Consider the following 25,528-nt stretch of genomic DNA (forward strand, 5'->3'; position numbering starts at 1 on the left):
GGGAAGATAAAAAATGGCTTTTACTCGTCAAGAAGTTAGAGAAAAATTATTGGCTGAAGTTGAAAAAGGAAATAGTGTTGTTGGAGCAGGAGCTGGTACAGGTATTTCTGCTAAATTCGCTCAACAGGGTGGAGTAGATTTAATCATCATCTATAATTCAGGCCGCTATAGAATGGCAGGAAGAGGATCATTAGCTGGTCTGCTTCCTTATGGAGATGCCAACGGAATTGTTGTTGAAATGGCAGATGAAGTTTTGCCAGTAGCAAAAGAAACTCCTGTTTTAGCAGGTGTCTGTGGTACAGATCCTTTTAGATTAATGGATAAATTCCTAGCTCAGCTTAAGCAAATAGGGTTTTCTGGAGTCCAGAACTTTCCTACTGTTGGTTTAATTGATGGAGTCTTTAGACAAAATTTAGAAGAAACAGGTATGGGCTATGATCTGGAAGTAGAAATGATTAGAAAAGCACATCAGCTAGATATGTTCACTGCTCCCTATGTTTTTAGTGAAGAAGATGCAGAAGCGATGGCTGAAGCAGGAGCAGATGTTTTGGTTGCTCATATGGGGCTTACAACTAGTGGTAGTATTGGTGCGGAAACAGCATTAACCTTAGAAGAAAGCGCTAAAAAAGTTCAAAGAATTGCAGATGCTGGTAAAAAAGTTAATCCAGATGTGATGGTAATCTGTCATGGGGGACCAATTGCAATGCCAGAGGATGCTAAATATGTACTTGAAAACACAGAAAATGTAATAGGTTTCTTTGGTGCTTCTAGTATAGAAAGACTACCAACTGAAAAAGCAATTAAAAAGCAGACCGAAGATTTTAAAAATATTAAAATAAAATAAAAATAGAAGTCAAAATTAAATATTTATGAAAATGATCTGAGAAGGCCTTCTTTAATTAGAAGGTCTTTTTAGTTGTTGTTAATTGATTTATTAATTATAATTAAAGTATAAGTTTTTTGATAATTGATATTTTCTAAGGGGGCGATTACTATTTAGATTGATCTCTGAAAAACTTAATCATTGCAGATGAATTTAAGTGGTATGTTTTGTTATAACATTTTATACAGGCAGTAAAATTGAATAAATTGTTATCTAAATAAAAAAACAATAATTTTTTTATTATTATGAACCTTGATATAAGAGCGATTATAGGGATTCCAGAAAATTAATCTAAAAAACTTTTTAGGTTTGGAACAAATATTGCAACTTAATATAAGCGAGGGAGGAAAAAGAATGATCAATGAACTAGAAAGAATAATTAATAGCGAAAACAAAAAAAAGCCATTAACAGATAAAGAAATTGCAGAAAGAATGAATTTAAGCAGAGAAAAGATTACATTAATGAGAAAGGAAAATGGTATTCCTTCTTCAAAAGCTAGGATGAAACCTTTACTAAAAAAAGAAATTGAAAAAATATTAACTGATAAAAAAAATATATCTAAAAGAAAACTGACTCAGATCTTGCAAGATAAAGGTTTTGCAGCTTCTAGACATATTGTTAGAAAAGAATATGATTTAATTATTGATAGGGAAAATAAAGCTCCTGAAAACAATCAAGTTGTTAAAGAAGAAAATTGTTTTTCAAATATTATTGGAGCAGAACTCAGTTTAAAAACACAGATTCAACAAGCTAAAGCAGCAGTATTATATCCACCACATGGACTGCATACACTTATAATTGGAGAGAGTGGTGTTGGAAAAAGCTATTTGGCAGAACAAATGTATAGATTTGCTGTGCAAGAAAACAAAATAAAAAATGATAAATTTGTTGTCTTCAATTGTGCTGACTATGCTGAAAATCCTCAATTATTGTATTCACACCTTTTTGGCCATAAAAAAGGTTCTTTTACAGGTGCAGAAAAAGATAAAGATGGGCTAATCAAAAGAGCAGATAATGGTATATTATTTCTTGATGAAGTCCATAGATTATCAAGTGAAGGACAAGAAATGCTTTTTAATGTGATTGATAATGGTTTTTATAGAAAGTTAGGTGAAACAGATAATAAGGAAAAAATAAATTTAATGATTATTGCAGCAACAACAGAGGATATAAAATCTAACTTATTAGCCACATTTAGAAGAAGAATTCCTTTGATTATTGATCTTCCTCCTCTTAATAAAAGAAGCTTAGAAGAAAAACTTAAATTTATTAAACACTTCATTTCTCGAGAAAGCAGACAGATTGAGCAAAAGATTATCTTAAAATATGAAGCTGCTCGAGCACTGCTTAGTTTTGAGCCGGAAAATAATATTGGCCAATTAGAAAGCAAGATAAAAGAGATTTGTGCCCGTGCTTATTTGAATTTTATTAGTTCTAATAGTAATGAAGTTAAAATAACTTTAGATCTATTTAATCTTAAAATTCAGCGCAGTTTTTTTGAAGGGAGTGTGAATAGAGAAGATATAAAAAAATTAATAAAAAATGATATCATTTTAAGTCCTGAACAAGAAGAAATATTAAAAATGGCTGAAAAAAATAAATACAAATTCGATAATAATATTTACAAATATCTAGAAGAAAAAAACAAAGAGCTATATTCGCTTGGATTTACCAAAGAAGAGATAAATCAAAAACTAAATGAGCTATTAGCTGAAAAAGTAAAAAATGTTTTTAGTCAAGCAGAAGAAAGCTTATTTGAAGATGGAAAATTATTAAATGAGTTAGTTGATAATAAGGTTTTAGATATGGTAAATGATGTTTTAGTAATAATTCATCGGGAACTTCCAGAATATGTTCTGAATAATAGATTGAAATATGCAATTGCTATGCATTTAGATGCAGTAATTGAAAGAATAAAGTCAGGAAAAATAATTAAACACCCTGATTTAGAAGAAATAAAAAAATCGAATAACAAATTATATAATATTTCTAAAAAAATAATTAAATATTTAAACGAAGAATATAGGTTGCAAATTCCTAGAGATGAAGTTGGCTATATAACAATGTATTTAAATAATTTAGATATGAATCAAAGTCCTAATAGAACTTCAGCCCAACCAGCCATCATAGTTATTTCACATGGTGGAGTAGCTAGTGAGATGCTAAAAGTTGCCAACTGGTTAATTGGTGATTCAAAAGCAAAAGCAATAGATATGCACCTTGATCAGCCTCCAATGCAAATATTAGATGAGCTAATATATACAGCTAAAAAAATAGATCAGGGTAAAGGTATTTTACTCTTAGTGGATATGGGTTCTTTAAAAAGCTTTGGTGATGTTATTACTGAAAGAACCGGTATCAAAACTCGAGTAATACCTAGGGTTGATACGGTTATGCTGATGGAAGCAATTCGTTGGGCAAAATTTGATAATTTAGAATTAGATGATCTTGTCAGCAGAATATATCACTCCTCAAATAAATACTCAAGAACAAAGAGAAAAGAAGTTATTTTAATTTACTGTATTACTGGTGAAGGTGCAGCTTTAAGAGTCAAGGATTATTTGATTAATCGCATTCCCGAACTGGAAAATCAATATGAAATAATAACAACAGGTATCCATGACAAAAATATTAATCACTATATAAATAAGCTAGAGAAAAATTATAATCTCAATGCAGTTATCGGTAATTTAAAGCCAGATAGGCAAGTAAATAATTTTTATGACTTCGAAAAAATTTATTCTGAAGCTGGTTTTGATAGATTTATTGAAAAATTAAATTTAAAAAATAAATTAAAAAGCAAGAATAATCCTCAATTACTTTTAAATAAAAATTTAATCTATTTAAAACCCAAAGTCAAAAATAAAGAAGAAGCATTAAAGTTTCTTAGTCAAAAACTGATCAGGGCAGGTGTTGTCAAAGAGTCTTATTATAAAGCAGTAAAAGAAAAAGAAAATTGGAGTGTTACCTATGTAGGTGATGGAATAGCTATCCCTCATGCTGATAGCAAACACGTCAACTATTCGCAATTTGCTTTAGCAATACTTGAAGAAAAAATAGAATGGTCAGGATTTAAAGTAGATGTAATTTGTATGTTTGCTTTTAAAGATTTAGAAACAGAAAATTTTAGAAAGTTCTATAGTAAATTAAAAAAGAAGTTGTCTTTTATTAAAAAGGCTGAAGAAATTGAAGTTGTTAAGGAGGCATTGATTAATGGATAAAATATATATTGATGATAATTTAATTCAAATAGATTTAAAGACAAATAAAAAAGAAGAAGTTATTAAAAGTTTAGCTCAAAAAATGCTGGAAAAAAATATTGTAAAAAATAGTTATTTAGATGCAGTTTTAAAACGAGAAGAAGATTATCCAACTGCTTTAAAAACAAATAATATTAATTTTGCAATACCTCATACAGATCCTGAACATGTGAAAAAGCCTGCCCTAGCTGTAGCACTTTTAAATAATGAGGTTAATTTTACAAGCATGGAGAATTATGAAGAGGAAATTGGAGTAAAATTAGTCTTTCTAATGGCTATAACAGAGCCTAAAAAACAGGTGAAAACTCTTAAGAAATTAATTGAACTTATGCAAAACCCAAAAATAACAAATAAAATTTTGGCTGTAAAAAGCAAAGAACAATTAGCTGAAATTCTCCAAGAGAATTTATAAATTTGTTTTAATAAATTTAATTTTAAAAAATGGGGGTTAAATAATGAAAAAGAAAAAAAAGATTTTAGTTGCATGTGGGTCTGGGATAGCTACTTCTACTATAATAATGGACAAATTAAAAAATGGCTTAAAAAAAAGAGGGGTGGAAATTGAATTAGAACAATGCAAAATATCTGAAGCTGAGAATTACATTGAAGATTTAAAATTAGACGCTGTTGTACTAAATGGAACGGTAAATAGTGAATATTCTGTGCCGGCATTCAGTGGGCTTAGTTTTCTTACAGGAGTAGGGGAAGACAAACTTTTAGATGAAATAGAAAAAGAAATAAAAAAATAAACTTATCAAATTAAAAAAGGAGGAATAATTCATGCAGAATATTATGAATGTTATTAATTTTATTTTAGACATGGGACCTAGTATAATGATGCCGATCATATTATTTGTGATGGCAATGGTGTTTAGAATTAAAATTAGTAAAGCTATTAGAGCAGCATTAACAGTAGGTATGGGTTTTATTGGTATTAATTTAGTGCTTGGATTAATGGTTGAGACTCTTAGTCCGGCAACTGAAGCAATGGTAGAGAACTTTGGCTTACAGCTGAATGTAATGGATGTTGGTTGGCCTGCAGCTTCAGCGATTGCATTTGGAACTACCTCACTAGTACCCTGGATATTCGCTTTAGGGATTTTATTAAATGTAGTTATGATAATGTTAAAGTGGACTAAAACTTTAAATATAGATTTATGGAACTATTGGCATTTTATTTTCGCTGCTGCTTTTGTATATGCTGCAACTAACAACTTTGTTTTAGCAGTTGCAATAGGCCTATTAACAGAATTTATTGTTTTAATATTAGCCGACTTAAGTGCTCCTGTTGTTCAAGACTTTTTTGGAATGCCTGGAGTTTCATTTCCACATACAGAAACGATTTCTTGGGCACCAATTGGATGGGCACTGAATAACATAATAGATAGAATACCTGTTATTAGAGAATGGGATTTTGATCAAGATAAAATTAAAGATAGATTTGGCATAATGGGAGAATCCCTAATGATAGGTACAGTTATTGGCTTAATTATTGGAGCCTTAGCTTATGGACCAAATATGGGAACAGATATGTCAGGGAGCCTTTCCCAAATAATTAACACTTCAATTACCTTAGGTGCTGTAATGCTTATTTTCCCAAAAATGGTTAAACTTCTTATGACAGGTTTACTACCTTTATCTGATGGAGTTAAAGAATTTTTAAATAAGCGTTTCCCCGAAAGAGATTTATATATTGGTCTTGATGCAGCTATAGTTATTGGTCATCCTGCAAATGTTGCTACAGGATTAATTTTAATACCTGTCTCAATCCTGTTAGCTGTAGTTTTAAGCATGTTGGGCTTAAATAGAATGCTGCCATTTGCTGATTTAGCAATTATGCCAATCTTAATACTTTGGGCAACAGGTTGGTCAAAAGGTAATATTTTCAGAGGGGTAGCAATAGGAAGTGTATTTATTGTTGGCTTTTTAGTTATCGGTACATTTTTAGCACCTATGACAACAACTCTTGCCCAAGAAGCTGGTTTTGCTATACCAGAAGGTGCAACTCAAATTTCAAGTTTAGATGGGGGAGCTCATTTAGCACCATGGCTGTTGATGCTGCCTTTCATAGGTCATGTTTTTGCAGAACTGGGCACTGGTTTTGCTATCTTCTCGATCCTCATTGCAATGTTTACAGCAGGGTGTTATATAGTATTCTTCTATAAAGCATCAAAAGGAGAATTAGCAGCAACTGAAGATGAGATTCAGTCTGATGAAGTTTATGCTGACACAGGAAGTGTAAACTAATGATATACCAATTTGTGTTAGCAGCTTTAGGCCCACATGGACGGAGGATGTTGAGTTTTATTGTTGATCATCAATTAATAATAATGTCAATTGTTTTTACACTATTGATTATAGAAAGAATTAACAAAGGACCTGAAACAGATAACTATTAACTGGAGGAAAATAATGAAATTAGAATTGGAAAGAATGAAAATAATTGAATTTGGCAAAAAATTAGTTGATACAGGTTTAACCAAAGGAACTGGTGGAAATCTAAGTATTTATAATCCGGAAAAAGATTTAATGGCTATCAGCCCAAGTGGAATCCCATATTATGATATTCGTTTGGAAGATATAGTAATAATGAATTTAGATGGTGAAATAGTTGAAGGGCAGAGAAAACCTTCAAGCGAATATGAGATGCATAAAATATTTTATGAAAAAAGAGATGATATTTTTTCAGTTGTTCATTGTCATTCAATTTATTCTACTACCATCTCTATTTTAAGAGAAGATCTTCCAGCATCTCATTATATGATTGCACTTGCAGGAAAAAATGTAAGATGTGCAGATTATGCTACATATGGTAGTAAAGAACTTGCAGAAAATGCATTTGCAGCTATGAAAGATCGTTATGCTGTTATATTAGCCAACCATGGTTTGCTAACAGGAGCTGATTGTATCGAAAATGCATTTAATACAGCAGAAGAGTTAGAGTATGTTGCAGAAACATATTATAGAGCAAGATCAATTGGTGAGCCTGTAATTCTGCCTGATAAAGAAATGGAAAAAATGAAAAAGAAGTTTAAAAGTTATGGTCAAGCAAGATAAATATTAAGATTAATTTAACAGCACATTTTATACCCTTAAGAATCAATCAAGACTATAAGGGTATAAAATGTGTTTTTCCAAAAATGGAGGGATAACTTTGGTTTTTGAAGAAAAAGTAAAAATTACAAATGAGACAGGTTTACATGCACGGCCTGCTGCTGATTTTGTTCAAAAAGCAGGCAAATTTGATGCAGAGATCAAGATTGATTTTGAAGGTAAAAAGGTAAATGCAAAAAGCATCATGGGAGTTATGAGTCTTGGAGCAGGTAAAGGAAGTGAAATTATTTTAAAGGCAGAAGGCCAAGATTCAAAAACAGCAATACAAGAATTACTTAGATTTATAGAAGTAGAGATGCCAAAAGAAAATCATTAAAGTTGCTTTGCTAATTCTCTTGATGATATACTTTCAAAATGATAGTAAAAAACATATCATACATCATTTTCCACTATTTATATTTATAGATAGTGGAATTTTTCATTTTAGTTTTAATTTATATTATATTTTAATTCAGCTGCTATTAAGCCTTGATTATAAACGATTAGATCAAATAAGCTTGTTTTTAGCCCACTAAAGTAATATAATTATATTAACTTGTTCTTGGCCTTTTTGAGAGACCTATTTTTTAGTTATATTGGAGGGATTTAGGTGCATTACATAAAAAACATCATAAAATACACAGGTATAATAATTTTTATTTTATTATTAGCACTGCCCACCTTTGAGGGCTTAAGTCCTGAAGGCCAAAGAGCTTTAGCAGTCTTTGTATTAATCATGACTTTTTGGTTAACAAATATTATGCCACTTGCTATTACATCTTTGTTGGGGATGGCTCTAATGCCTTTATTAAATATAATGTCAGTTGATAATACCTTTGCTCTATTTGGGAATAAAGCGATCTTTTTTATTTTAGGAGCCTTAATTATTTCAGCTGCTCTTTATTATACTGGTCTGGGCAGTAGAATGGCTTTTTCTTTAATTAAAGTCTTTGGTAATACCCCGAGAAAGCTTTTAGCTGGTACTTTATTAACAGCAGCTTTAATGTCTTGTTTGATGCCTGAGCATGCAGTAGCAGCCTTATTATTTCCCATTGTAATGGAGATTGCCTTGAGTTTAGAACTTAAACCATTAGAAAGCAGTTATGGAAAGCTGCTGTTTCTTTCGATGGCCTGGGGAGCTATTATTGGGGGAATCACTACTTATCTGGGTGGTTCTCGTAATTTGCTGGCAGTTAGTATTTTAGAACAGCAGTATAATATGAGTATTGGTTTTTTTGAATGGATTAAATATTCTTGGCCTATTCCAACTTTAATGCTGCTCTTTTTTATATTTTTAATCTGGAAATATTTCAAAATTGAGCTTGATAATATAGACAAGGCCTATCAAGTTTTGGAGGAGAAACTTGCTGAAAAGGGAAGTTTGAGTTTTGATGAAAAAAAATTAATCGCAACTTTAGCTTTAATAATCTTCAGTTGGTTATTTTTAGCTCAAATTATTCATATTTCTGTTACAGCAGTAATTGGAGCTGTTTTAATCTTTGTTCTAAAAATTGTAGCCTGGCGGGAAATAGAGGAATATGTTAACTGGGGGATAATTATAATGTATGGAGGGGCAATAGTAGTTGCCACTTCACTGGTAGAAACAGGTGCTACAGCCTGGCTTTCTAACCAGATTTTTTCCAGACTCGATCTTTCTATCTTTTGGTTTTTAGCACTCTTAGCCTTATTTACTATACTCTTAACCGAGGGAGTTAGTAATGTGGCAGCAGTTGCAGTAATTTTACCAATAGCTTTTAGTATCAGTGATATTTATCAGCTTAATCCAATTATTATAACTTTATCTGTTGCTTTACCAGGTGGACTTGCTTTTATGTTTCCAATGGGAACCCCACCAAATGCTATTGCTTTTTCTTCCGGCTATTACAAAATTGAAGATTCGGTTAAACTAGGAATTATCCTAAATATTGCCGGCTGGTTTGTATATATCTTAGTGCTAAAATTTTATTGGCCTCTTTTAGGCTTGACTTTTTGAAATTAAGCTGGATATTTATTGCAATTACAGCTTGTTTTAATTATAATATTGAATAAGAAAGATAAACTAATTTACTAAGGACTGATAATATGGGAAAATATTTGCTGATTCTTTTTAGTTTCGCTGGTTTAGAAAGTTTAAATAATTTTCTTTTTAAAAAACTTGAAAGTGGAGATAAACTATTTGTCAGAGCTATTATTTTAGATGCTGTGCCTAAATTACACGAGCATTTAACCTCTGATGTAGGTTTTTTAGGGGATAAAGTAGCAAATGATCTTGAAGAATCAGTAGTTGAAGGTCAGCATGATAATGCTGAAGAATATTTAAAGGAGCTTAAAGAAAAAGTAGCAAACATGGATCTAGAGCTCTCTATTAAAAAAATAGATCATCATCATTTAGATAATCTCAAAAAAGGTATTTTGGAAAAAGAGCTAGATGCAGTTTTTATTAACTTTTCTAATAACAAATATATTTCTGATCAGATTAAAGAACAAGAAATAAGAGATTTTTTGGAAAAAATAAAAATAAAACAATATAGTTTTCATGATGGAAAAAAGGATAAAGCTTAGTCTAATCACCTTCCTTAAAAGGAGGGTTTTTTGTTTTTAAGCAGGATTTTTCTTAACAATGTTCAAATTAAACAATAACTATTATTGTATTTAGGAGCTGAATATTTGATGCTGCAGTCATTAAAAAAATTATGGGAATTATTTAATAAAAAAGAAAGGCTACAGATACTGGTACTATTAATAGCTGTTTTAGCAATGGCTTTAGCTCAGGTGATTGGAATAGCATCAGTCATGCCCTTTATGGATTTAGTTATGGAGCCTGAGGTAGTAGAAGAAAGTCAGATCTTAAACAATATTTACAATTACTTTGCTTTTGAATCAGTTACTGCTTTTACAGTTTTTGTTGGGGCAGTGATGTTCTTTTTAATCCTCTTATCAAATGCTATTTCTACCTTTGCCAGCTGGTATAAACTAAAATTTGTCTGGGAAAATAATCACCGTCTCTCAAGAAGGCTATTAAAAAAATATATGTCAAAACCATACAGCTATTTTTTAATGCACAACACTGCTGATCTAGGCAAAAATGTTCTGCATGAAGTTTATGCTCTAACGATAAATTATTTAATTCAGCTGATCGATTTAATAACTTATTCTATAGTGGCCCTGGCAATTATAATTTTATTATTTCTTACAGATCTTTTAATAACTTCAGCTGCAATTATTATATTAGGCAGCAGCTATATTTTAATCTACCTAGCAACAAAAAACAAAATGAAAATCGCTGGAGAAAAAAGATTAGAAGCTAATATGAATCGTTATAAAACTGCATATGAAGCATTTAATGGAATCAAAGAAATTAAAGTCAACAGTCGAGAAAATGAATTTTTAAATAGATATACCTATTATTCAGCTAAAAACGCTAAATTACAGGCCTGGAATCAGATAATCAGACAGATGCCCCGCTATTTTATGGAAGCTCTTGCCTTTGGTTCAGTTGTTTTACTTGTCCTCTATTTTGTTGTCAGAGGAGAAGACAGCACTCAGCTCATTTCTAAGGTGAGTCTCTTTGCCTTTGCTGGTTATAGGTTGTTACCTGCTCTGCAGAGTATTTTTAATTCTGCCAGTTCAATGGTCTTTAATACTGCAATTTTAGATAGAATACATGAAGATATTTTTGAAGCAGGTAAATTTGCTGCTCAAAAATGGCCTGATAGCTTACCTGAGCCAATGGAGTTTAGGGAATCTCTCAAACTAAAAGATATAACATTTAGTTATCATGAACAGGGTGAAAAAATATTAAAAAATATAGATATAGAGATTAGAAAAGACAGCCAGATTGGTCTAGCAGGTGAAACAGGCTCCGGTAAATCAACCCTGGTTAATATTATTTTAGGTCTTTTAGAAGCAGATCAGGGGAAAATAATAGTTGATGGCAAAGAACTGAACAGAGATAATATAAGGAACTGGCAGCGGAATATAGGCTATGTACCACAAGATATTTATCTTTGTGATAATACTATTATAAAAAATATTGCTTTTGGAGTTCCTGAATCAGAAATAGATTTTGAGGCTGTGCAAAAAGCTGCTCAGATTGCCAATATTGCAGATTTTATCGAAAATGAATTAGAAGCTGGTTATCAATCTATAGTAGGGGAGAGAGGGATCAGAATCAGTGGTGGGCAAAAACAGCGCCTTGGTTTAGCCAGAGCTCTTTATCATGACCCAGAAATATTGATTTTAGATGAAGCAACCAGTTCTTTAGATGAGGCAACTCAAAAAGCAGTAATGGAGGCAATAGATAAAATTGCAGAAGTCAAAACTATGATCATAATTGCTCACAGACTAAGCACTGTGCAAAAATGTGATAAAATTTATTTAATCGAAAAAGGCAAAATAATTGATTCTGGAGATTATGCAGAATTAGCTAATAACAGTCAGAAATTTAGAAAACTGGCCGATATCAGCTCTAATAGATAAAGGAGTAAAAAAATGGTATTTAGAAATATGGGTTTTTTAATGATAATAGTTGGTTTAATAATGATAGTTTTAGGTGCACTCTTTTTTCTTTCTGGAGATCATTTTTCCTGGCTTGGTAATTTACCTGGTGATATAAGAATTGAGCGCGACAATTTCACGCTTTATTTTCCGCTAACAACTATGATAATAATCTCGATTCTTTTAAATATTATTGTTAGAATCTTCCTTTATTTTTTTAGATGATTGCTTTAAATATCTATGTCACAATTTCACCTCTGCCTTCAGATGGTAAATATGCCAAAAATGTTGATATTTAAATCTATTAATGAAAATTTGCCTGCAATCTACCTTAATTATAATGGATGATTATAAATGAGAATATGACTTAGACTTAGAAGATTGAAACTCAAAAACAATAGTTAAATTTCTTTTTGAAGCCATCTTTCACCAGTAAATTTAATTCCAATTGCTCCTAAGGGTGCAGTTATTAAGATTGAAAGCACAGCTATAGCAAGGATGAGTTCACCTGATGCAACACCTGCCGCTAATGGCACAGCACCAATTGCAGCTTGGACTGTAGCCTTGGGAGTATAAGCTATTACAGTAAAAAATCTCTCTTTCCAGTTAAAATCTGTGCCTGCAACAGATATTAGCACACCTAAGGATCTGGCAGTTAAACCAATTAAGATAATTATTAAACCTCTAAGACCTGACTCAAAAGCTACATAAATATTAACCTCTGCTCCCACAAGAACAAAAAGCATTATCTCAGCAAAAACCCAAATTTTATTGAATTTAGAAGATAATCTTTTTCCAACCACCTTATATCTTTCCTGAAGTACAAAACCAATTGTCATAACTCCAATTAAGGCTGCAATAGGTATAATCCCTTCTAAAACATCCTCTAAGCCAGTCAACAAAATAGCTGAACTTAATATTAAAAGAGCTTTTTTAGTATCTCTAAAATGAAATTCTTTAAATAAATATACCAAAAACACTCCAGTTATAACTCCTAAAATAATACCAATAACTATTGATAGTGGAACATTAAAAATCTGCTGTCTAAGATTTAAATGACTTCCACCATATAAACCTAAAAAACTTGAAAATATAGTGATGGCAAAAACATCATCAATTGAAGCACCTGTTAAAACCAGGGTTGGAATCCCTTTATCTACCCCTCTGTTTTGATTAATTAAAGAGAGCATCTGGGGAACGATTACCGCTGGTGAAACTGCAGCTATGATAAAAGCTAAAATACCTGCTTCAATCACAGAAAAAGAAAATATATAAACCGCAAGGACCATAATACTAAGCCCCTCCATAATTCCAGGTAAAAAACTCATTTTTACTGCTGGAATACCAACTTTTTTAAGAGCACTTTTTTCTATACCAAGACCAGCTCTGATTAAAATAATTATTAATGCTATCTTTCTTAAATCAGCTGATATATTTAAAATATCACTACTGATTAAACTAAATCCATAAGGACCAATTAAAACACCTAAAACCAACATACCTAACAAACTGGGTAATTTTAGCTTATCAAAAATATTAATAAATATCATAGCCAAAATTAAAATTAATGCCAAACTTAATGCCATAGAAACTTAACACCTCATTTTAAAATTATTTAACATATATAGGTCTTCTTCTAATTTGCTTATAATTTCTTCTTGTTCTTCTAAACTTTTTTTCTTTTTTTCTCTTATTAATTCGAGATTTTCATTGATTATTTTGATCTTTTTTTGCAGATGTGACTAAATCTATTTTGTTGACAACAAAAATTATTTTATTTGCTATACCTTCTACTTTATTTAAAAATTCAACTAAAAGCTCTTCTAAATTATTTTCAGCATATTTTTCGATTAAAGGCTCAATTTTTTCAAGTTTTTTTAATAGTTTTTCTTTGCTCTGTGCATATTTTTCTAACATTAACTCACTCCTTCAATAAATATTTCAACAAAAAAAGCCCCTATTTATTACTTGTATATAAATACAAGCAGTAAATAGGAGCCATCATCTCAATTTATTGAGCAATTAAAGGTGAGCACCTTCACCTTATTAATTTATACTATTAATTTATACAATGTAATTATAGTTTAAAATTTAATTAAAGTCAAGTAACATATTAATCGTCTATTTACGATTAATATGTTATAATAACTCTGAAGGAGGTTGATATTATGGAGCAAGATAAAGTAAAGATAAAGCAAAAAATTAAGCAGAACTATGGTAAAATAATTACTGATGATCAGGATAATTGCTGTAGTAACTCTTCTTGCTGTGGAGAAAGAGCAGAGACTGACAGAGTTCAAAAAGCTCAAAAAATGGGTTATGAAAAAGAAGCTCTCGATTCTAGTTTTGCAGAGGCTAATTTCGCTTTAGGTTGTGGGAATCCAAGGGCCATTGCTTCACTTCAAAAAGGTGAAACTGTTCTTGACTTAGGTTCTGGAGCTGGTTTTGATGCTTTTCTAGCTGCAAGAGAGGTAGGAGAAAAGGGAAAAGTAATTGGAATAGATATGACAGAAGAGATGGTAGAAAAAGCAAGATTAAATGCTAGAAAAAATAATTTTAAAAATGTAGAATTTATTTTAGCTGAAATTGAGGAGCTACCACTTGCAGAACAAAGTGTAGATGTTATAATTTCGAATTGTGTAATTAATTTATCAACAAATAAGAAAAGGGTTTTTAGTGAGGCAAAAAGAGTATTAAAAAAAGGTGGCAGACTTGCAATTTCAGATATATTGCGATTAAATGATTTTCCTAAAGCAATAAAAAATGATCTTGATAATTACAGCAGTTGTGTCACAGGTAGTATTACTAAAGAAGAGTTAATTAGTATTTTAACTGAGCTTAATTTCAAAAATATTAGTATAGAAAGAAAAAACAATAGTAATCAAATTGTAGAAGACTGGAGTTCAAAGCTAAAACTTTCTGATTATATATACTCTGCCTATATTAAAGCAGAAAAATAAGGGGGTGTAGTTTGTCGTTTAGATTCGATAAACTAAAACAATGAGAGACAAAAAAAATATATCTAAAGAAGAAAAGATAAATAACTTGGCTGAGCTAGCTAAGGCTTTAGGGCACCGCCACAGAATTAAAATTATAAAAATCCTGGCAGAATTACCTGAAAAAAATAAATGTATGGTGAGCTCAATAGTTGAAGAACTTCCCATTGCTCAGTCAACAGTTTCCCAACACCTTAAGGTGCTTAAAGAGGCGGGTTGGATAGAAGGAAGCATTGACGGTCCTCGAGTTTGCTACTGTCTAAAAGAAGGTGTTTTAGATTATTTCAAAAAAGAATTTGATCGGTTATTACTCTAAAAGCTTTTGTTTTAAAGCAGGACAAAATTATTAATCCCCGAATATTAATAATGTAATCTAGGAGCTAGCTATCTTTAATTGAGATGTTATAATAGCCTTAGGAGGTAATTATAATGGAAAATAAAGTAGATAATGAAAAAGAAAAACTACGGCAGAAATTAAAAGAAGATTGTGGTAGATTAAAGATTGGCTCAAATAATGCAGGTTGTGAAAATAGTTGTTGTGGAATTAAGATTAAGCTAAAATAATCTAGGGAGTGGTAAACTGTGATTAGTGCGCTAATAATGGCAGGTGGAGAGGGAAGCAGGTTTTGGCCTTTAAGTAGAAAAAAAATGCCCAAACAATTTTTAAAATTAAGTGATGAGCAGTGTAATATGCTGCAGAAAACTGTGCAGAGAATAAAACCCTTAGTTGATTTAGATAATATATATATTTCAACTAATTCTCACTATGCTGAACAGATCAAGGAACAGGTATCACAATTAGATGAAGCAAATATAATTGTTGAACCACTTAAAAAGGGTACAGCTCCATCAATTGCCCTCTCTGCAGCCGTTATTTCCAAAAGAAATCCCGGCAGCACAATAATAGTTTTACCATCTGATCATTTGGTTAAAGATAATGAGAGTTTTATTAGGGTGATTAAAAAAGCTGTTATGACAGCTTCTATTGGTAAAAATATAGTTACAATTGGTATTAAACCAAGCCATCCCGAAACAGGTTATGGATATATAGAATATGGAGCCAAAGCCCACACTATTGATGGCTGTCCTGTTTATAAAGTTGAGAACTTTAAAGAAAAACCTGATCTAAATACAGCTGAAAAATATCTTGCAGCTGGGAATTATCTCTGGAATAGTGGGATGTTTGTCTTGAATATTAAAACTCTTTTTGCAAGTTTTAAAAAACATTTACCTGAGATCTATCAAGCTATCTTAAAAATAAAAGCTGCTTTAGGGAGTGAAGATCAGGCAGAATTAATCAAGGCTGAATTTGAGAAAATGCCTGAGATTACAGTTGAATACGGAATAATGGAAAAAGCCGATAATATTTATTTGATTCCAGCTGATTTTGGCTGGGATGATCTGGGCAGCTGGCCTGCTTTAGGTAGAATTAAAAAAGAAGATGAAAAAGGTAATATAGTAATTGGTAAGCATTATGGAATTGATACAACTAATTCTATTATCTACAGTCCAGATAAGCTAATCACCACCATTGACCTGGATAATCTCGTTATAGTAGATACTAATGATGCTGTTTTAATCTGTAATAAAGATAGAGCTCAAGATGTGAAAAAAATTAGAGATTTACTTTCTAATGCAGGTTTAGAAGAACATCTCTAAGCTATAATAATCTTTAAGCCCTGAAAGGGGCTCTTTTTTTTGTGCAAAATATAAAGAATTTTCAAATTAATTTGACACCCTTTTAAATTGGGTATATAATATAATTGAACAAAAATTCAAAGCATGAAATATTGTTAGGAGGTGTTCTAAAGTCGCAAATTCAGAATTGGATTTAATGACAAAGGTGGCTATACTCTATTACAAAAAAGAATTTAAACAGAGTAAAATTGCTGAGAAATTAGGTATTTCAAGACCTAAGGTCAGCAGGCTTTTAGCAAAGGCCAGGGAAAAAGGGATAGTGAAAATTGAGATCTTAAGTCCGGTCAGTGATAATTCATACCTTGAAAGCGAATTAGCTCAAAAGTTTAAGCTAAAAGAGTTTAAAATTGTTGATATGACAGATGAAGAACCAGAAGCAGAGCGGAAAAAAGCAGCTGCTCAGGCTGCTCTAGAATTTTTACAGAGAATAACAGCAGGCAGTGAATCTATAGGGGTATCTGCAGGTACAACAATACATTTCCTTGCCAAGCTGGCTCAATTTGATTCTAAAAACGACTATAAGATTATTCCCATTATTGGAGCTCTCAAAGATACAGGCAAAAGCTATAATGCAAACGAAATCGCAGCTCTTTTAGCAGAAAACTTAGGAGGGACAAGCCTTTTACTAAATGCACCTGCTTTTGTTAAAAACAGTAAAACAGCAGCTTTTTTTAGAAATGAAGATAGAATTAGAAAGATCTTTAATTACTATGATAATTTAGATTTAGTACTTTTAGGGATTGGAAATGCAGAAAAAGAACATCCCTTGATTTCAGGTCATTTAAATGAAGAAGAACTGGCCGATTTTAAAGAGCTGCAAGCCTGTGGAAGTATTGCCTCCATTTTCTTTAATGATTCAGGTGAAATTTTAGAACCCTCTTTTAAAGATAGAATAATCTCAATTTCAGCAGAAAAATTGCAAAAAGTTGAGTTTAAAGTTGGAGTTGCCCTGGGAGAACACAAAAAAGAAGCAGTTTTGGCTGCTCTGCAGAGTCAATTGATCAATGTTTTAGTTACAGACAGTTCGATGGCGGAATGGCTCAAAAAACAATAAAAAAGGAGATTTGAAAATGAAAAAAACACTTATTTTAATCTTAGTTCTGGCTTTAGTTTTTACTTTTTCTTCTTCATTATTAGCAGAAAGCAAGGAAATAGCAGTATTGACTCCATATCTAGAATCAGTTACAACAAATACCATGATTAGAGCCTTTGAAGAAAAAGCAGAGGCAGAAGGTTGGAATGTTAGAGTAATTGATACTAAAGGAGATTTTAATGAGCTGGCAAACCGTTATGAAGATGTGATTGCTCAGGGAGTAGATGCCATAGTGATGGGAATGGGAGACCCAAATCAGCTCAGACAACAAATTAACAAAGCTGTTGAAGAAGGAATCCCTGTTTTTGGAGGCGATGCAGGCTTTATAGAGGGGATGAAGGTTAATGTAACCTCAAACAACTATGTTTTAGGTGCTCAAAATACCAGCTATTTGCTTAATAGAATCGGCTCCGGTAAAATAGTAAAGCTTTACCATTCAGCCCATCCAGGAGTTTATCAAAGAGAAGTTGTTTTTGATGCTATAGTAGATTCTAGAGATGATATTGAAGTAGTAGCAGAACATTATGTACAGGTACCAGGACCAATTGAAAATGCTCAACAGGCAATGCAGTCTATATTATTATCAAACCCTGATATAGATGGTGTTTGGGCAGCCTGGGATGAGCCTGCCATAGGAGCAGAGCTTGCGATTAGACAGGCTGGGAGAGATGATATAGTTGTGGTTGGTATAGATGGCAACTCACAGGCAATTGAGATGATCGCCCAGGGTTCTTCTATTAAAGCAACAGTTAAACAGGACTTTGCTGCAATGGGAGATATTCTAGTTGAGCAGATCAAAAGTGTATTTGCTGGTGAAGAACTGGTAGATAATATACTATATGCCCCAGCAGATCTAATTACTGAAGATAATGCAGCAGACTTTATGGACTAATATTTGAAGAAAACAGCCCCTCACTTATGGGGGGTTGTTTTAAAATAGGTGGTGAAAAAATGACAGCAAAGTTACTGCAGATAAATAATTTAACAAAAACATTTCCCGGAGTTAAAGCACTTGATGAGGTAGATTTTTCACTTGCTAAAGGAGAGATTAGAGCCCTGGTCGGTGAAAATGGGGCCGGTAAATCAACCCTGATAAAAATACTGGCAGGTATTTATGAAAAAGACAGCGGCAAAATTATTTTTGAAAATAATGAGCTTGAAATTAATAATCCTGCTCAGGCTAAAGATTTAGGTTTAGCCTTTATTCACCAAGATCTTAATTTAATCCCTTATTTTGATGCTGTAGAAAATATCTGGCTGGGTTATGATTATCCCAGAAAAGGATTTAAATTTGCCAAAAAAGAGATGCGGAATAAAGTTTTGGAGCTCAAAGAAAAGCTCAACTTTGAATTTGAGATAGATAAGCCTGTGGCTGAACTCTCCACTGCAAATCAGTGGCTGGTAGCAATTTTAAAAGCATTTATCATGGATGCTAAATTGCTTGTCTTAGATGAGCCGACAGCAGCATTAACAGATAAGGAAATTAAGGAATTATTTATCAACCTTAAAGAGATCAAAAAAATGGGTATTTCTATAATCTATATTTCTCACCGTTTAGAAGAAATCTTTACTATAGCTGATTCTGTAACTGTTTTAAAAAATGGCAAAAAGGTAGCAGATCGGCAGCTAGAAGAAGTAAATAAAAATGATTTAATCAAGCTGATGACCGGTAAGGCAGAACTTGTCCGCTTTCCTGCCCGTGAAAACAGAGAAAAAAGTGATAAAAAAATATTAGAGCTTCAAAATTTAAGTGGTGATGCTTTTTCTAAGATAAACTTTAGTCTTTATGAAAATGAAATTTTAGGTTTTTTTGGTTTAGTTGGAGCCGGAAGAACAGAACTTATGGAAGCTATTTTTGGCTTAAGAGATATTAAAAGTGGAGAGCTGAAACTTAAAGGTCAAAAAATAGCCAATAAGAGTCCCGGCTATATGATAGAAAAGGGAATCGTATTAATTCCTGAAGAACGGAGAACAGAGGGTTTGGTCTTAAATATGGGAGTAGCTGAAAACATATCTTTGCCCAATTTAGAACTGATGCTCAAATCAAATGTCTTAAAAAATATAGATAATCAAAAAGTAAAAAAAGAGTCAAAAAAATTGGTAGAAGAACTGAGTATAAAAACTCCTTCACTTAAACAGCCGGTTAAATATTTAAGTGGTGGTAATCAGCAAAAAGTGGTAATAGCTAAATGGCTTTATAGAAATAACTCAGTTTTTATATTTGATGAGCCAACAGTTGGTATAGATGTTGGAGCCAGAACAGAAGTCTATAGCTTAATCAATCAACTGCTTGCTAAACAGAGTGGTGTAATAGTTGTCTCTTCTGATATTTTAGAACTTATCGGAATTTGTGACCGAATTGCAGTAATGAGTAATGGTAGTTTGACCGGAATTTTAAAGAAAGAAGAATTCAGCCAGGATAAAATACTGCAGTTAGCCTATGAGGAGGTTAGATGATGAAGGAAATCTTTAAAAAATATGGAACAATTATCGGATTATTAATTATAATAATTAGCTTTGGAATCTTAAGACCAAATACCTTTTTAAGCCTCAGAAACTGGTCAAATATACTGCAGCAGATTTCTTTATTGGCAATAATTTCTATTGGAGCCACAGTTGTTATGGTAATCAAAGAATTTGACCTCTCAATTTCAAGTGTAGCTAGTTTTGCAGGGATTATTACAGCTGGTCTGCTTGTTGATGGATATTCTATGTATTTGGTGATCCCTGCTGTATTAGGACTAAGTTTTATCTTTGGTCTAATCAACGGCTTTTTTGTGGCCAAATTAAATATACTTTCTTTTATTACCACCCTTTCAACAGGTACATTTTTAGGTGGAATAACCTATTGGTATTCAGGGGGGAGTATAATCTTTTCCGGAATTCCCCGCGAGTTTTTGATCTGGGGACAGGGAGAGTTTTTAAATTTAGCTTTAGTAATCTGGATCATGTTTTTGATTGTTTTACTTTTTTGGTATATCTTTAATCAGACAATGCTGGGGAGACAGCTTTATTCTATAGGTGGTAATGAAAAAGCAGCCCGATATTCTGGAATCAAAGTGGAAAAGAAAAAAATAATAGCCTTTGGCTTAACAGCTGTTTTATCAGCTTTGACCGGGATTTTGCTGGCTTCAAGATTGGGCTCTGCTCATCCAACAGCAGGAGGAGGATATTTACTGCGGGCTTATGCAACAGTATTTTTAGGAATGACCCTTTTTAAACAGGGAGAAGCCAATGTGCTGGGAACAATGGTTGGGGTTTTGATCATGGGAGTTTTAGCAAATGGTTTAACAATTTTAAATGTTCCCAACTATTTTCAAGATATGCTTACAGGTTCAATCATAATTGCAGCCCTGGTTTTTCAAGGTATGAGTGTGAAGAGTAATTAATTTAAATAAATCAATTAGACAGGTGATATAATGGGAGCTAAAAACGAACTTAAAGACTTTTTAAAAGCAAAAAAAACAGCAGATCAAGCAATTTTAGTCACTTATTTACCGGCTCTTTATCCAGATTATCAGAACTCAAAAAGATGGATTAAATTACTTTTTGAAAATGGAGTAGATGCTTTAGAACTGGGCTATCCTGCTCGTGAAGCAAGTATGGATGGTAAAATAATTAGGGAGGCCAATCAAGAAATATTTGCTGCCGGCTTTAATGCCCAGAAATACTTAAAATTAGCAGCAGAGATCAATGAGGAAGAAGAAATAAATAAATTAATTTTGATGGGTTACTGGGAAGAACTAAAAGAAAGTTTTTTTAAAAACGAGCAAAAAGAATGTCTTCAGGCTGGAATTAAGTCTTTGATTTTACCTGATTTTAAAAAAGAAGCAGCTAAAGAATATTTAAAGCAAAAAGGCTTTAATATTATTTCTTTTATGGATAAGCCAAAAAAAGTTAGAGCTTATCAGCCGGGAGCAGAACCATTTGTTTACTGTCCCAGTTATTTAGGTAAAACAGGTCAGTCAGGAGAATTTGATATTGAACATTTAAAAAGATTGAAAAAAGCCCTTGCTAACTCTGAATTAGCAGAGCTTCCCCAATTAGTTGGTTTTGGAATCAGTTCTGCAGAAGATGCAGCTCAGGTTATGGAGCTTGGCTATGATGGCATTATTGTGGGTAGTGCACTATTGGAAAAATTTAAAGAGGGAGAAGCTGAAGCTCTTGCTTTTTTAAAAGAATTGAAAAAAGGGCTTGCAAAGGAGTGGTCTCATGTCAGATAAAAACTATTTACTCAGTTATGATATAGGCTCTACTGCCATAAAGTTAATTTTATTTGATCAAGAGCTGAACCCTGTATATCAAGCTCAAAAAGCTGTAAAAAATTATGAAGCAGCTGGCTTTCAATATCAAAAGGCTGAAGACTGGTGGCAGCTAATCAAAGAACTGACTCTAGAAATGCTTAAAGAAAGTGAGATAAAAGCAGCAGCAATTAACGCTATAACCTCTACAGGGCAGATGGAAGACTGCCTTTTATTAGATGATCAGGGAGAGCCTTTAACAGAGGTGCTGCTTTATTCAGATAGTAGGGCAAAAAAGGAATTTCAATTTTTAGTTGATAAATATTCACAAGCAAAGCTTAATCAAATGACAGCTAATCAATTTGATCCATTGATGTCAGTTAATAAATATCTCTGGCTGCAGGAAAATCGTCCAGAAGCTTTTGCAAAACACCAGTATTTGATCTTGGGGGCCAAAGATTATTTAAACTTTAAACTGACAGGCAAAAATATTACAGATTATACAAATGCTTCAACAACAGGGTTTTTAGATATTAAAGAAATGGAATTAAATCAAAGCTTTATCTCTGATCTCAATTTTGATAAAGAAATATTACCGAAGCTAAAAGCAGCAGAAACTGTGATAGGAAGTCTTAAAGAATCTGCAGCAGCAGAATTAAATTTAAAAGCAGGAATTAAGGTGGTTAATGGCTCAGGTGATGTTGGGGCCTCTACCCTTGGGGCAGGTGCTTTAAAAATTGGAGATATCTATTCTTATTTAGGGACAACAGCCTGGTTAGCCATGCCTTCAGATAGTATTTCAGAAAACAAAAACCTCTTTTCTTTAAGCAGCACTGATGGTGAAAACTACATTATTGCTGGAGCTATTTTAAATGCCGGTCAGGCTTATGATTGGTTTTTAAAGAAAATGCTGGATTACAAAGAATTAAATAATCAAGTTTATGCTGAAGTAGAAAATAAATTAGCAGCTCTAGATACTAAAGAAAATCAATCAATATTTATTCCCTATTTAAATGGAGAAAGAAGTCCACTTAAGGTTAATGGCAGCAATGGTCTATTTGCTCGAATAGGCTCTGCTACTGATAGCTGGCAGCTTTTAGCAGCTGTATTAGAAGGGGTGGCTTTTTCTCTTAAGCACAATCTGCTTGAAATGACCGGCAGCTCCAACCTTTTTAACTCAGAGAGGCAGATCAATTTAATTGGTGGTGGCAGTAAATCAAAAATCTGGCCTCAGCTTTTGGCAAATATTTTGCAATGTGAGCTCAATGTGCTTGATTTGGAAGTAGCAGCACCATCTTTAGGGGCAGCAATGTTGGCCCAAAAAGCTTTAAATAAAATAGCCAGTTATCAGGAACTTAGAGCTAATTTTAAGGTAGTTAAAAGTTATAGAGCTCAGGCTGAATATGAAGCTCATTATCAGGCTAAATTTGAAGATTATCTGCAGCTTGTAGAAAGTATTTTTTAATTTGTTTTTTCAATTCCTAGCTATTATACTTATTTAAATAGAAGTTAAAAAAAGGAGTTGAAATAATGAATCAAAATCATGCAGAAAATTTAGAGCCAGAACTTAAAGATAAACTTTATCAAAGTATTTTCAGCAGAAAATCAATCCGTAAATATAAAGCAGAGTCTTTAACAGCGGAAAAGTTAAAAGAAATCAAAGCTTTTTTAGCTGCAAGAAAAGGACTTAAGCAAAATATAAAATGGGAGAGCAAAATAGTTTCAGCAGATAAAATAAGTTCACTGCTGCCTATTAAAGCTCCCCATTATTTAGTCTTCTTTTCCGAAGAAAGTGAAGGCTATTTGCAAAATGCCGGCTATATACTTCAATATTTAGATCTTTACCTTTCTGCACATGGTCTGGGCAGCTGTTGGTTTGGACTGGCTAAAGCTAAAAAAGAAATAGCTGCCGAGTCTGAATTCAGCTATGTTATTACCCTGGCCTTTGGTGAGGCAGCTGAAAAACAGTGCAGAAATGATAAATCAGAATTTAAACGCAAAGAACTTTCAGAAATAAGAGATCATGATTCTTATGAGCAGCTGATTGAAGCAGCAAGGTTAGCTCCTTCTGCCACCAATAATCAGCCCTGGTATTTTAAAGTTAGGCCAAATAAAATAGATATTTATCGTGAAAAGCCAAATTTTATCAAAAAGATTTTTTATCAAAAAATGAATAAGATCGATATCGGAATTGCAGCAGCTCATCTTAAATTAGCTGCTGAAAAGCACAATCTAAATAGTAAATTTAGCTTTTCTGATTCTCCCTCAAAAGAACTAAGCGATTATATTTATCAATTCACTTTAAATATTTTAGATTAAATTGACATTCTCCCCGCCCATTAAAATAAGCGAGGCTTTCTCGGCTAAATTTTTTAATGAACCGGAAATCAAAGTCCGACTTCTATCGGTTTCATCTTCACCAAAACTACTAAAACCAGCTTTATTTAAAATTTTTAACTTTTCAGTTGAGATGATATAATAAGATAAATCTAATCATATTTTTGCTTTGAATTTTAAGGAGGTTATTAATTATGAGAAATGACTGCTGCTGGTGTGGTCAAGACACTAGAGGAGGAGAAGTTTTTAGTCTATCTGCTTCATTTAACGAAAAAGCTGAAGATCTTGCTGAAGATGAAGGCTATATAGAAGAGTTAAAATTAAATGATGGTAGGGAAATTTGGACAATTATAACTGGGAAAAAGTCACCTGCCAAAAAGCAGGGTCAGGATATGCTTTTTATGTGCTGCTCAAACAATTGTGCCCGTAATTTAAAGCAGCAATTAATTGATGATAAAGAATTTTTAGACTCGATTGATTTTTTCTAAGAGCTGTTTAATAATTAATTATTTCTCAAAAAGGAGATTAGCATCTCAGCTTGAAGGTTATAAAAAGAGAAAGCTTAAATTAGATTATTATGAGAAATAAGGAGTTGTTAAAGATGATAAAAAAGAAAAAATTAATTACAGGTCAAGAAATTCCTGAAATAGGATTTGGAACCTGGGATATAGCAGAAGAAGATGTTGGTGAAGCTCTCAGCATAGCTCTTGAAGCCGGCTATAATCATATAGACACAGCTGAAGGCTATAAAAATGAGGCCGGGATTGGTAGAGTGATTGAAGATTATGAGCGTGAAAAATTATTTCTGACTTCAAAAGTACTACCTAAAAACCTCTATTATGATCAGCTAATCGAAGCAGCTGAGAGATCAATTGCAAAGCTTGGGGTTGATTATCTAGATCTTTATTTAATCCACTGGCCGAATCCAGCTGTTTCCTTAAGAGAAAGTTTGGCAGCAATGAATAAACTTTATCAAAAAGGATTGCTAAAAAGTATTGGTGTCAGCAACTTTTCCGTCTATCAGCTGCTTTTTGCTCTTAAATTATCTGAAGCACCGATAGCAGTTAATCAGGTTGAATTCCACCCCTATTATTATCAAAAAGAACTCTTAAAATTCTGTAATGATAATGATATTCTAGTAACTGCTTCTGCTCCTTTAGCCAGGACAAAGGTTTTATCTGATCCATTAATTAAAGGCCTGGCAGAAAAATATGATAAATCAGCTGCTCAAATTGTGCTCAAATGGGAGTTAGCAAAAGGTGTTGTTCCCCTGCCAAAATCTACTTCGGCAGCTCATATTAAAGCTAATCTTGAATTATATGGATGGGAAGTTGAAAAAGCAGACCTTGAAAAAATAGATCAACTTGAAGATCAAGAAAAAGTATATATGATCAGTTTAGATAGTGAAACATATGGTATTAGATCCTAA

At 32.5% G+C, this 25,528-nt stretch carries 27 protein-coding genes and 1 riboswitch; of the genes, 25 read left to right on the forward strand and 2 right to left on the reverse strand.

Annotated features, from left to right (window positions below):
* The first annotated feature begins 13 nt into the window (after positions 1 to 13).
* The 12 genes from LJ207_RS10120 to LJ207_RS10175 all read left to right on the forward strand — a co-directional run bounded on the left by LJ207_RS10120 (position 14) and on the right by LJ207_RS10175 (position 11,959).
* Positions 14 to 844: a phosphoenolpyruvate hydrolase family protein gene (locus LJ207_RS10120; protein WP_229346383.1), complete on the forward strand. Its 831-nt coding sequence runs from the start codon at positions 14 to 16 to the stop codon at positions 842 to 844.
* Between the two features lie 393 nt (positions 845 to 1,237).
* On the forward strand, positions 1,238 to 4,105 hold the full coding sequence (locus LJ207_RS10125) for a sigma 54-interacting transcriptional regulator (RefSeq protein WP_229346384.1): 2,868 nt from the start codon (positions 1,238 to 1,240) through the stop codon (positions 4,103 to 4,105).
* On the forward strand, positions 4,098 to 4,556 hold the full coding sequence (locus LJ207_RS10130; RefSeq protein ID WP_229346385.1) for a PTS sugar transporter subunit IIA: 459 nt from the start codon (positions 4,098 to 4,100) through the stop codon (positions 4,554 to 4,556). The genes LJ207_RS10125 and LJ207_RS10130 overlap by 8 nt, the downstream gene beginning before the upstream one ends.
* 43 nt (positions 4,557 to 4,599) lie before the next feature.
* On the forward strand, positions 4,600 to 4,893 hold the full coding sequence (locus tag LJ207_RS10135) for a PTS sugar transporter subunit IIB (RefSeq protein ID WP_229346386.1): 294 nt from the start codon (positions 4,600 to 4,602) through the stop codon (positions 4,891 to 4,893).
* A gap of 31 nt (positions 4,894 to 4,924) precedes the next feature.
* Positions 4,925 to 6,391, forward strand: coding sequence for a PTS galactitol transporter subunit IIC (locus LJ207_RS10140; RefSeq protein ID WP_229346387.1), 1,467 nt, complete (start codon positions 4,925 to 4,927; stop codon positions 6,389 to 6,391).
* Positions 6,391 to 6,543 carry a hypothetical protein gene (locus tag LJ207_RS10145; RefSeq protein ID WP_229346388.1) on the forward strand — a complete coding sequence of 51 codons (153 nt, stop codon included), beginning with the start codon at positions 6,391 to 6,393 and terminating at the stop codon, positions 6,541 to 6,543. Before LJ207_RS10140 ends, LJ207_RS10145 begins: the two co-directional genes overlap by 1 nt.
* 13 nt (positions 6,544 to 6,556) lie before the next feature.
* On the forward strand, positions 6,557 to 7,201 hold the full coding sequence (locus LJ207_RS10150; protein ID WP_229346389.1) for an L-fuculose-phosphate aldolase: 645 nt from the start codon (positions 6,557 to 6,559) through the stop codon (positions 7,199 to 7,201).
* Positions 7,202 to 7,298: 97 nt separating this feature from the next.
* Positions 7,299 to 7,574, forward strand: a complete 276-nt coding sequence (locus tag LJ207_RS10155; protein ID WP_369414181.1) for an HPr family phosphocarrier protein — start codon at positions 7,299 to 7,301, stop codon at positions 7,572 to 7,574.
* A gap of 273 nt (positions 7,575 to 7,847) precedes the next feature.
* On the forward strand, positions 7,848 to 9,230 hold the full coding sequence (locus LJ207_RS10160; protein WP_229346391.1) for an SLC13 family permease: 1,383 nt from the start codon (positions 7,848 to 7,850) through the stop codon (positions 9,228 to 9,230).
* An 89-nt stretch (positions 9,231 to 9,319) separates the two neighbouring features.
* On the forward strand, positions 9,320 to 9,799 hold the full coding sequence (locus LJ207_RS10165; protein ID WP_229346392.1) for a hypothetical protein: 480 nt from the start codon (positions 9,320 to 9,322) through the stop codon (positions 9,797 to 9,799).
* A 108-nt stretch (positions 9,800 to 9,907) separates the two neighbouring features.
* Entirely contained in the window at positions 9,908 to 11,716 is a 1,809-nt protein-coding gene (locus tag LJ207_RS10170; RefSeq protein ID WP_229346393.1) for an ABC transporter ATP-binding protein, read from the forward strand.
* Positions 11,717 to 11,728: 12 nt separating this feature from the next.
* The gene (locus tag LJ207_RS10175) at positions 11,729 to 11,959 is read left to right on the forward strand and encodes a DUF2905 domain-containing protein (RefSeq protein WP_229346394.1); all 231 of its coding nucleotides are present in this window, start codon (positions 11,729 to 11,731) and stop codon (positions 11,957 to 11,959) included.
* 176 nt (positions 11,960 to 12,135) lie between these two features.
* On the opposite strand, the gene LJ207_RS10180 is transcribed toward LJ207_RS10175, so the two are convergent.
* The gene (locus tag LJ207_RS10180) at positions 12,136 to 13,320 is read right to left on the reverse strand and encodes a cation:proton antiporter domain-containing protein (protein ID WP_229346395.1); all 1,185 of its coding nucleotides are present in this window, start codon (positions 13,318 to 13,320) and stop codon (positions 12,136 to 12,138) included.
* Between the two features lie 121 nt (positions 13,321 to 13,441).
* Entirely contained in the window at positions 13,442 to 13,651 is a 210-nt protein-coding gene (locus LJ207_RS10185; protein WP_229346396.1) for a hypothetical protein, read from the reverse strand.
* A gap of 68 nt (positions 13,652 to 13,719) precedes the next feature.
* A riboswitch (Fluoride riboswitch) is annotated at positions 13,720 to 13,786 on the reverse strand.
* 116 nt (positions 13,787 to 13,902) lie between these two features.
* Here LJ207_RS10185 and arsM point away from each other — a divergent pair.
* The 13 genes from arsM (at position 13,903) to LJ207_RS10245 (ending at position 25,528) form a co-directional block, all read left to right on the forward strand.
* Complete coding sequence (gene arsM / locus LJ207_RS10190) at positions 13,903 to 14,694, forward strand: arsenite methyltransferase (protein WP_229346397.1); 792 nt, start codon at positions 13,903 to 13,905, stop codon at positions 14,692 to 14,694.
* Between the two features lie 40 nt (positions 14,695 to 14,734).
* Positions 14,735 to 15,046 (forward strand): ArsR/SmtB family transcription factor, encoded by a 312-nt coding sequence (locus LJ207_RS10195; protein ID WP_229346398.1) that lies wholly within the window; start codon positions 14,735 to 14,737, stop codon positions 15,044 to 15,046.
* A gap of 113 nt (positions 15,047 to 15,159) precedes the next feature.
* Entirely contained in the window at positions 15,160 to 15,294 is a 135-nt protein-coding gene (locus LJ207_RS12355) for a hypothetical protein (RefSeq protein ID WP_255666859.1), read from the forward strand.
* Between the two features lie 18 nt (positions 15,295 to 15,312).
* Positions 15,313 to 16,389 carry a mannose-1-phosphate guanylyltransferase gene (locus LJ207_RS10200; protein WP_229346399.1) on the forward strand — a complete coding sequence of 359 codons (1,077 nt, stop codon included), beginning with the start codon at positions 15,313 to 15,315 and terminating at the stop codon, positions 16,387 to 16,389.
* 175 nt (positions 16,390 to 16,564) lie between these two features.
* Positions 16,565 to 17,482, forward strand: coding sequence for a sugar-binding transcriptional regulator (locus LJ207_RS10205; RefSeq protein ID WP_229346400.1), 918 nt, complete (start codon positions 16,565 to 16,567; stop codon positions 17,480 to 17,482).
* A 16-nt stretch (positions 17,483 to 17,498) separates the two neighbouring features.
* Entirely contained in the window at positions 17,499 to 18,413 is a 915-nt protein-coding gene (locus tag LJ207_RS10210; RefSeq protein ID WP_229346401.1) for a sugar ABC transporter substrate-binding protein, read from the forward strand.
* A gap of 59 nt (positions 18,414 to 18,472) precedes the next feature.
* A complete protein-coding gene (locus LJ207_RS10215; protein ID WP_229346402.1) occupies positions 18,473 to 19,978 on the forward strand; it encodes a sugar ABC transporter ATP-binding protein in 1,506 nt (501 codons plus the stop codon).
* Positions 19,978 to 20,910, forward strand: coding sequence for an ABC transporter permease (locus LJ207_RS10220; protein WP_229346403.1), 933 nt, complete (start codon positions 19,978 to 19,980; stop codon positions 20,908 to 20,910). Before LJ207_RS10215 ends, LJ207_RS10220 begins: the two co-directional genes overlap by 1 nt.
* Before the next feature lie 30 nt (positions 20,911 to 20,940).
* A complete protein-coding gene (trpA, locus tag LJ207_RS10225; RefSeq protein WP_229346404.1) occupies positions 20,941 to 21,744 on the forward strand; it encodes a tryptophan synthase subunit alpha in 804 nt (267 codons plus the stop codon).
* Positions 21,734 to 23,227, forward strand: a complete 1,494-nt coding sequence (locus tag LJ207_RS10230) for a xylulokinase (protein WP_229346405.1) — start codon at positions 21,734 to 21,736, stop codon at positions 23,225 to 23,227. The genes trpA and LJ207_RS10230 overlap by 11 nt, the downstream gene beginning before the upstream one ends.
* Positions 23,228 to 23,292: 65 nt before the next feature.
* The gene (locus tag LJ207_RS10235; protein ID WP_229346406.1) at positions 23,293 to 24,081 is read left to right on the forward strand and encodes a nitroreductase family protein; all 789 of its coding nucleotides are present in this window, start codon (positions 23,293 to 23,295) and stop codon (positions 24,079 to 24,081) included.
* 212 nt (positions 24,082 to 24,293) lie between these two features.
* The gene (locus tag LJ207_RS10240; protein WP_229346407.1) at positions 24,294 to 24,587 is read left to right on the forward strand and encodes a hypothetical protein; all 294 of its coding nucleotides are present in this window, start codon (positions 24,294 to 24,296) and stop codon (positions 24,585 to 24,587) included.
* A 113-nt stretch (positions 24,588 to 24,700) separates the two neighbouring features.
* Positions 24,701 to 25,528 carry an aldo/keto reductase gene (locus tag LJ207_RS10245; RefSeq protein ID WP_229346408.1) on the forward strand — a complete coding sequence of 276 codons (828 nt, stop codon included), beginning with the start codon at positions 24,701 to 24,703 and terminating at the stop codon, positions 25,526 to 25,528.

This window comes from Halanaerobium polyolivorans (assembly GCF_020711195.1).
GTDB lineage: Bacteria > Bacillota > Halanaerobiia > Halanaerobiales > Halanaerobiaceae > Halanaerobium > Halanaerobium polyolivorans.

Bases quoted from the DNA above. Each gene is read 5' to 3' on its own strand.
- LJ207_RS10130 (WP_229346385.1), top strand. From the start codon at position 4,098: ATGGATAAAATATATATTGATGATAATTTAATTCAAATAGATTTAAAG.
- LJ207_RS10195 (WP_229346398.1), top strand. From the start codon at position 14,735: ATGAGAGACAAAAAAAATATATCTAAAGAAGAAAAGATAAATAACTTG.
- LJ207_RS10135 (WP_229346386.1), top strand. From the start codon at position 4,600: ATGAAAAAGAAAAAAAAGATTTTAGTTGCATGTGGGTCTGGGATAGCT.
- LJ207_RS10235 (WP_229346406.1), top strand. From the start codon at position 23,293: ATGAATCAAAATCATGCAGAAAATTTAGAGCCAGAACTTAAAGATAAA.
- LJ207_RS10240 (WP_229346407.1), top strand. From the start codon at position 24,294: ATGAGAAATGACTGCTGCTGGTGTGGTCAAGACACTAGAGGAGGAGAA.
- LJ207_RS10220 (WP_229346403.1), top strand. From the start codon at position 19,978: ATGAAGGAAATCTTTAAAAAATATGGAACAATTATCGGATTATTAATT.
- LJ207_RS10150 (WP_229346389.1), top strand. From the start codon at position 6,557: ATGAAATTAGAATTGGAAAGAATGAAAATAATTGAATTTGGCAAAAAA.
- LJ207_RS10210 (WP_229346401.1), top strand. From the start codon at position 17,499: ATGAAAAAAACACTTATTTTAATCTTAGTTCTGGCTTTAGTTTTTACT.
- LJ207_RS10170 (WP_229346393.1), top strand. From the start codon at position 9,908: ATGCTGCAGTCATTAAAAAAATTATGGGAATTATTTAATAAAAAAGAA.
- LJ207_RS10245 (WP_229346408.1), top strand. From the start codon at position 24,701: ATGATAAAAAAGAAAAAATTAATTACAGGTCAAGAAATTCCTGAAATA.
- LJ207_RS10205 (WP_229346400.1), top strand. From the start codon at position 16,565: ATGACAAAGGTGGCTATACTCTATTACAAAAAAGAATTTAAACAGAGT.
- LJ207_RS12355 (WP_255666859.1), top strand. From the start codon at position 15,160: ATGGAAAATAAAGTAGATAATGAAAAAGAAAAACTACGGCAGAAATTA.
- LJ207_RS10185 (WP_229346396.1), bottom strand. From the start codon at position 13,651: ATGTTAGAAAAATATGCACAGAGCAAAGAAAAACTATTAAAAAAACTT.
- LJ207_RS10165 (WP_229346392.1), top strand. From the start codon at position 9,320: ATGGGAAAATATTTGCTGATTCTTTTTAGTTTCGCTGGTTTAGAAAGT.
- LJ207_RS10120 (WP_229346383.1), top strand. From the start codon at position 14: ATGGCTTTTACTCGTCAAGAAGTTAGAGAAAAATTATTGGCTGAAGTT.
- LJ207_RS10125 (WP_229346384.1), top strand. From the start codon at position 1,238: ATGATCAATGAACTAGAAAGAATAATTAATAGCGAAAACAAAAAAAAG.
- LJ207_RS10180 (WP_229346395.1), bottom strand. From the start codon at position 13,320: ATGGCATTAAGTTTGGCATTAATTTTAATTTTGGCTATGATATTTATT.
- LJ207_RS10145 (WP_229346388.1), top strand. From the start codon at position 6,391: ATGATATACCAATTTGTGTTAGCAGCTTTAGGCCCACATGGACGGAGG.
- LJ207_RS10215 (WP_229346402.1), top strand. From the start codon at position 18,473: ATGACAGCAAAGTTACTGCAGATAAATAATTTAACAAAAACATTTCCC.
- LJ207_RS10230 (WP_229346405.1), top strand. From the start codon at position 21,734: ATGTCAGATAAAAACTATTTACTCAGTTATGATATAGGCTCTACTGCC.
- LJ207_RS10140 (WP_229346387.1), top strand. From the start codon at position 4,925: ATGCAGAATATTATGAATGTTATTAATTTTATTTTAGACATGGGACCT.
- arsM (WP_229346397.1), top strand. From the start codon at position 13,903: ATGGAGCAAGATAAAGTAAAGATAAAGCAAAAAATTAAGCAGAACTAT.
- trpA (WP_229346404.1), top strand. From the start codon at position 20,941: ATGGGAGCTAAAAACGAACTTAAAGACTTTTTAAAAGCAAAAAAAACA.
- LJ207_RS10175 (WP_229346394.1), top strand. From the start codon at position 11,729: ATGGTATTTAGAAATATGGGTTTTTTAATGATAATAGTTGGTTTAATA.